Origin of the sequence: Paenibacillus sp. JGP012 (assembly GCF_014203995.1) — a bacterium.
Taxonomy (GTDB): domain Bacteria; phylum Bacillota; class Bacilli; order Paenibacillales; family Paenibacillaceae; genus Paenibacillus; species Paenibacillus silvae.
Genome location: NZ_JACHKG010000051.1, coordinates 22,223 through 28,222 on the forward strand (window position 1 = coordinate 22,223; position 6,000 = coordinate 28,222).

5 protein-coding genes are annotated in these 6,000 nt (G+C 35.7%); all 5 read left to right on the forward strand.

The features are described 5' to 3' along the window. The first annotated feature begins 29 nt into the window (after positions 1-29). The 5 genes from HNR77_RS29165 (at position 30) to HNR77_RS29185 (ending at position 5,797) form a co-directional block, all read left to right on the forward strand. Entirely contained in the window at positions 30-1,424 is a 1,395-nt protein-coding gene (locus tag HNR77_RS29165) for a helix-turn-helix domain-containing protein (protein ID WP_184191458.1), read from the forward strand. A gap of 245 nt (positions 1,425-1,669) precedes the next feature. Continuing rightward, a complete protein-coding gene (locus tag HNR77_RS29170; RefSeq protein WP_184191460.1) occupies positions 1,670-1,870 on the forward strand; it encodes a helix-turn-helix domain-containing protein in 201 nt (66 codons plus the stop codon). Beyond that, complete coding sequence (locus HNR77_RS29175; RefSeq protein WP_184191462.1) at positions 1,842-3,047, forward strand: transcriptional regulator; 1,206 nt, start codon at positions 1,842-1,844, stop codon at positions 3,045-3,047. The genes HNR77_RS29170 and HNR77_RS29175 overlap by 29 nt, the downstream gene beginning before the upstream one ends. A gap of 29 nt (positions 3,048-3,076) precedes the next feature. Beyond that, positions 3,077-4,432 carry a transcriptional regulator gene (locus HNR77_RS29180; RefSeq protein WP_184191464.1) on the forward strand — a complete coding sequence of 452 codons (1,356 nt, stop codon included), beginning with the start codon at positions 3,077-3,079 and terminating at the stop codon, positions 4,430-4,432. Positions 4,433-4,465: 33 nt separating this feature from the next. Further along, positions 4,466-5,797 carry a helix-turn-helix domain-containing protein gene (locus HNR77_RS29185; protein ID WP_184191466.1) on the forward strand — a complete coding sequence of 444 codons (1,332 nt, stop codon included), beginning with the start codon at positions 4,466-4,468 and terminating at the stop codon, positions 5,795-5,797. Positions 5,798-6,000 lie beyond the last annotated feature (203 nt).

Sequence of the window (6,000 nt, forward strand, 5' to 3'; positions counted from 1 at the left end):
TCTGGATTTTAATTGTGGAGGTGGGATACATGGAACCTGCAACTACGATACGCTCAACGATTGAGGATTACATCAGGAAACAGGGATATACCCTTCAATATTTTGCAGATATATCAGGAGTGAACGCCGGGACGCTAAGTGCAATCATTAAGGGAACTCGTCCCATCGCCATGGCGCAGCTTGATCTGATTACCCAGGGCATGAATCTGGAGGAAGGCTATTTCTATGAGACATACGGTGCGGAGTGCTTCGTGGAATCGGCTCCCCACTGGCGAAGGCTTGAGCCTTTCCTGCAGCGCTGTGCAGAATTGGACAAGCTGGACTGCATCCAGCGGGTCATTCAGCAGGTAACGGACGATCGCTCCTATATTTCAGAACTGTTCGAAATGGCCGAAGGCATGCTGGAGCGTGGTCAGCAAAAAGCAGCCCGCATGTTATATGAATGCGTAGCCGAGTGTGAGAAATACCAGCATTCCGAGCGCCTGGCCCTCTGCCAGTATCGCATCTTCACCCTCTCGCTCGGTCAGAATCAGCATGATAATCTCCGTGCCGCCGTGCACTTCGAGCCTTATATTAATCGTTTGGATGAGGAGAGGCAGCTGGATGCGATTAGGGAGTTGGCTAATATGTATGGTAGCTTATGTTACTGGGATAAAGTACTCCATTTAGCTGGCGAACTATTACAACGAGTCAAATGTTTGGAACAATATAAAAATAAAAAAAAAGGAATGTACTATAATCGACTTTCTAAACACCCAATGTTTAGTTATAAATACTACGCTTATTTAATGATGGCAACAGTATGCGGAGAACGTAAAGAATATGAAAAGGCATTGGAGTATACCGCTTTGTATTCCGATATAGTTATTGAAGACCCTACTCCAGAGGATCAAAATTTTATAAAACGATTCAAAGATTGGGCTGAGGTAAACACTTATTTGTACAAACTAATGATAGGTGATAAAAATGCGTTGAATTCTTATCTCGATTTTATAGAAATTAATGAAAACGAAACCCTTCTCGGACTTGTTAAAGTTATAGAAGCAGCTAATCAGAATAACTTCAATATTGATCAAGTTCTTAGAAGATTCGATCTTTTTATTTACAAGGTACTTAATAAACTTAGCTATCAAAATAGTTATAGTATAATGATAAAAAACGACCATTATATCAAATTTTTGGGGGAATTAGCCTTATACGAGTTGTCTAGAGAGAGGTATCAAGAAGGATTTAGGCATCTTCTTAATTGTTTAGTGGTTGCTAAGAAGGTTAACGATGACTCTACTTTAATTTATTGTGTCAGTTTATTTGAAGAATATAGAAATCAGGCTTCTGAATCAACAGAATCGCAGTATAAAAGTATCATTAAGGAGGTTTATGATCGATATGATAAAAAAAGCAGTGTTGGCACTAATGCTGTTTAGTTCCTTTTTGATGTTTCAGTGCTCTACAGAAGGTGTAGAGACAATTATAACTTTACTTTCTAGTCATGGTTTTGGGGGATACTAAAAAATTCTACGTTTATTAATAGTAAGCGTGCTATTTCCAATTTGGAAATGGGACGTTTTTTTATTTTATAATAGATTGACCTATGTAAAATACAGGATTAAAATAACATTTATTATATCAAATTGAATTATAAGTGGTTTTTTATTTAGGAGGTGGAATAGTGAATTTAGCTCCTACAATAAGAGCATATATTGAGAAGTATATGAGAGAACAAAATCTCAAGTTGCGGCATTTTTCCGATATTACAGGAATTAATGTTGGAACATTAAGCGCCATTCTTAAAGGTAGCAGACTTATGTCTATGAACCAATTAAATCAAATTACTTCTATAAATGGGATTAGAGAAAGGTTACTTTTATGAGAGTTATGGGCTAGAATCCTTCATTGAATCTGCGCCCCACTGGAGACGTTTGGAACCATACCTCTACGAGTGTGCAGAACTTGGTAAGCTGGATTGTATACAACAAGTTATCACTCATGTGACGGATGATCGATCATATATTGAACAGTTATTTGAAGTAGCTGAAAGCTTTTTTGCTAGAGGACTTAAAGAAGCAGCTCTTATTTTATATGAATGTATTGCAGACAGTGAGAAATATCAACACTCGGAGCGGTTGGCCTTATGCCATTACCGCATTTTCTTGCTTCAGAAAACACTGAATAAATTGAATAACCTGAATGCCGCAGTAAGGTTTGAACCCTATATCGATAAATTGAATGAAGAAATGCAGTTAGATGCTTTTAAAGATTTAGCTAATTTATATAGCACAATGAATCTATGGGATAAGGTTTTTGAGTTGGCTGAGGAGTTGATTCGAAGAACTGACTTACAAATTCATCTTCAATCCTTGAGACGGAAAAGGAAAACTAGAGTTGCCTGTTATCCTCTTTTCACTTATAAAGCCTATGCCATTCTACACAAGGCGCATGTATCTGGAGAACGTAGGCAATATATAAAAGCTTTAGAGTATACAGGTATTTATGAGGATATAGTGAACAAAGTTAACGATCCAACTGGAGAAGAACAAGAACTAATAGAACTGTTCAAGGGTTGGGCGGAGGGGAATCGATATTTATACAAGGTACTATCAGGTGATTTTGAGGTCTTGAATGATTATCTGGATTACCTAGATGTTAATCATGAGGAAATTTCAACAGCATTCGTATATATTATACAAGCTGCCAATCAGTACTCTTACAATATTGACTATACACTGAATAGATTCAAAAATCAGATAAACGAGATTAGAACAAAGAAATATGTAAAAGTAAAAAGAGCATATAACGAACAGGCATCAAATTTTAGATATATACGCTTATTTTACGAACTAGCAAAATACAGATTAAGTCAAAACCAAATTCAGCAGGGGATCGAACATTTAATTACTAGTTTCGAACGATCTGTCTCAAGCAATGATGACATGTTGTGTATCAAATGCATTGATTTGTACGGAAGATACAGACATTTCGCTAGTAAAACCCAGGAAGAGCAGTATACAAAACTAATAGATAAGTTAAGTGTACCAACTTTTCAATAGTAAAACATCTGGGGAGGACGATGAAGACAATGTCCAATATACGTTCCTACATTGAAGATTACTTGAAGAATGAGGGATATAAGCTACAGAAATTTTCAGAAATTGCTGACATTAATGTGGGTACATTAAGTGCGATCATCAAAGGAACCAGACTTATGTCAATGAATCAACTAGACCAAATCACATCAGCAATGGGATTGGAACAGGGGTACTTTTATGAAATATATGGAGTTGAATGTTTTATTGAATCTGCGCCCCATTGGAGGCGATTAGAACCGTTCTTATATCGTTGCGCTGAGCTTGGTAAGATAGATATTATACAACAAGTCATTACTCATGTGACAGATAATCAATCCTATATTGATGAGTTATTTCATGTGGCAGAGAGTCTCTATAATAAAAGCATGAATGAAACGGCACTCATTTTATATGAATGTGTGGCCGACAGTGAGAAGTACCAGCACTCGGAGCGGTTGGCGCTTTGCCAATACCGCATTTTCTTGCTTCATAAAACATTGAGTAAATTTGATAATCTCAATGCAGCAGTAAAGTTTGAACCATATATTGATAAATTGAATGAGGAAGTGCAACTGGATGCAATTAAAGACTTGGGCAATGTGTATATTGCGATACAATTGTGGGACAAGGTTGATGCATGGGCACGGGAACTGGAACGGAAAGCCGAATTTCAATTAAAAATGCAATCTCGTAGGCGAAAAAATAAAAGAAGGCTAACAGCCTATCCTCTTTTTACATATACAGCCTATGCAAACTTAATGATATCGACTGTATATGAGACCGGCGGGGAATATGATAAGGCCATAAAGTATATGCAGAAATACATGAGGATAATTGAAATTGAGAATCCTACACAAGAGGATCAAGAAATAATAGATTTATTCAAAAAATGGGGGGAGGGTAATCGACTGTTGTACCAATTAATGCTTGGTCAAGAAAATGTAATCGATTCTTATTTGGATTATATCGAAAACAACCCGCCAGAAATATTAGCTGGATTGGTTAATATATTGCAATCAGCTAATCAGTATTCCTTTAACATTGACTATGCTTTGATTCGATTCGAGAATCAGATCAAATTAATTAATACGGATATGCAAAATAAAAGTGGATATAACGATCAAATGTTTAACCGCCTGCATCAAGAATTATATTATGAATTGGCAAGGTATCAAATAAATCAATGTAACTATTCAATTGGAATTGATACCTTACTTATGTGTTTAGATCTCTCTTCTTCAAGTAAAGATGATCTGATGTGCATTAAATGTTTGGATCTGTACGGGGAGTATCGGAGCGAAGCCGATGAAACACAAATGAAAAAGTATAAAAATGTAATAGAAAAGTTAAGCACACCAACTTTTTGATAATGAAATATCTTGGGAGGGGCGGTGAAGGAAATGTCCAATATACGTTCCTATATTGAAAATCACTTGAAAGACAATGGGTATAAACTACAGCAATTTTCAGAAATTGTTGACATTAATGTGGGTACATTAAGTGCGATCATCAAAGGAACAAGGCTTATTTCAATGAACCAACTAGACCAGATTGCCTCTGCAATGGGTTTGGAACAGGGGTACTTTTACGATATGTATGGTGTGGAATGTTTTATTGAGTCTGCACCTCATTGGAGACGTTTAGAACCGTTTATATATCGTTGCGCTGAGCTTGATAAGCTGGATATTATTCAACAAGTCATTACTCATGTGACAGATGATCATTCATATATAGATGAGTTGTTTGAAGTAGCTGAAGATTTGTATAACAAAGGAATGAAGCAAGCAGCACTTATTCTGTATGAATGTGTGTCTGAATGCGAAAAATATCAGCACTCTGAACGATTGGCTATGTGTCAGTATCGTATATTTCTGATAAGTATAAACTTAAAGAAATTTGATAATCTAAATGCAGCCATTCGTTTAGAGATTTATGTAGAGAAACTCAATGAAGAAGTACAGTTGGATGCGATCAAGGAATTGGCTAATGTATATAGTACAATGCACTTATGGGAAAAAGTTTATTCATTGGCAGAAGAATTAGAAAGAAAATCTGATGCTCTATTAAGTTTTAAGTCGCGAGGAAAGGCTAAGCGTATTACGGTTTATCCTTTAATTACTTACAAAGCTTATGCGATTCTGCTAAAGGCAGGTGTCTTTAAAGAACGTAAAGAATATGCAATGGCTCTAAAATATACAGATATCTATGAGAGAATAGTTGATATTCCTGATCCATCAGAAGAAGAAAGAATTATGATCGCCAAATTTAAGAGATGGGCTCAAGGAAATCGCATAACAATTAATTTGATGTCTGGAAACCAAGAATTCATTCATGAGTATCTTAATTACCTGAAAGCCTACTCTGAGGAAACGTTAACTGCTTTTATTAATATTCTTGAGGTTGCTAATGAACAATCCCTAAAAATTGAGTTTGATTTAGAAAAATATGAAAACAAAATCAAACGATTTTATTTAGATGAAGGGTGCAATTCACGGGTTATAACGCATAGATATATGTTGTTTAATTATGAACTTGCAAAGTATAAATGCAATCGACAAGATTACCAAAACGGTATAGATATAATACTTTATAACTTATCTCTTTCAACATTGAACCAAGATGATCACATGAAAGTAAAATGCATTGATTTATACGGAACTTACAGACAGCAAACTAGTTTGTCTCAGCAAGAGACGTATTTACAATTATTTAAAACGATAAATATTAAATAAAATAAACAGCCTATCTGCTTCTGAGGTAGGCTGTTTTGTGTTTTGAGAAAGGATTAGGCAGAGCGCAATGCCTTTTCTAAAGAATTCTTTTTACAATATTATGCAAAACCACGCGTGTTGAATATCTAATTTATGTAAATTTATTTTGCTGAAACACCGAACTTAAAAAATGTTCATGTTGCATCACCAGTCGCCATTCGGCG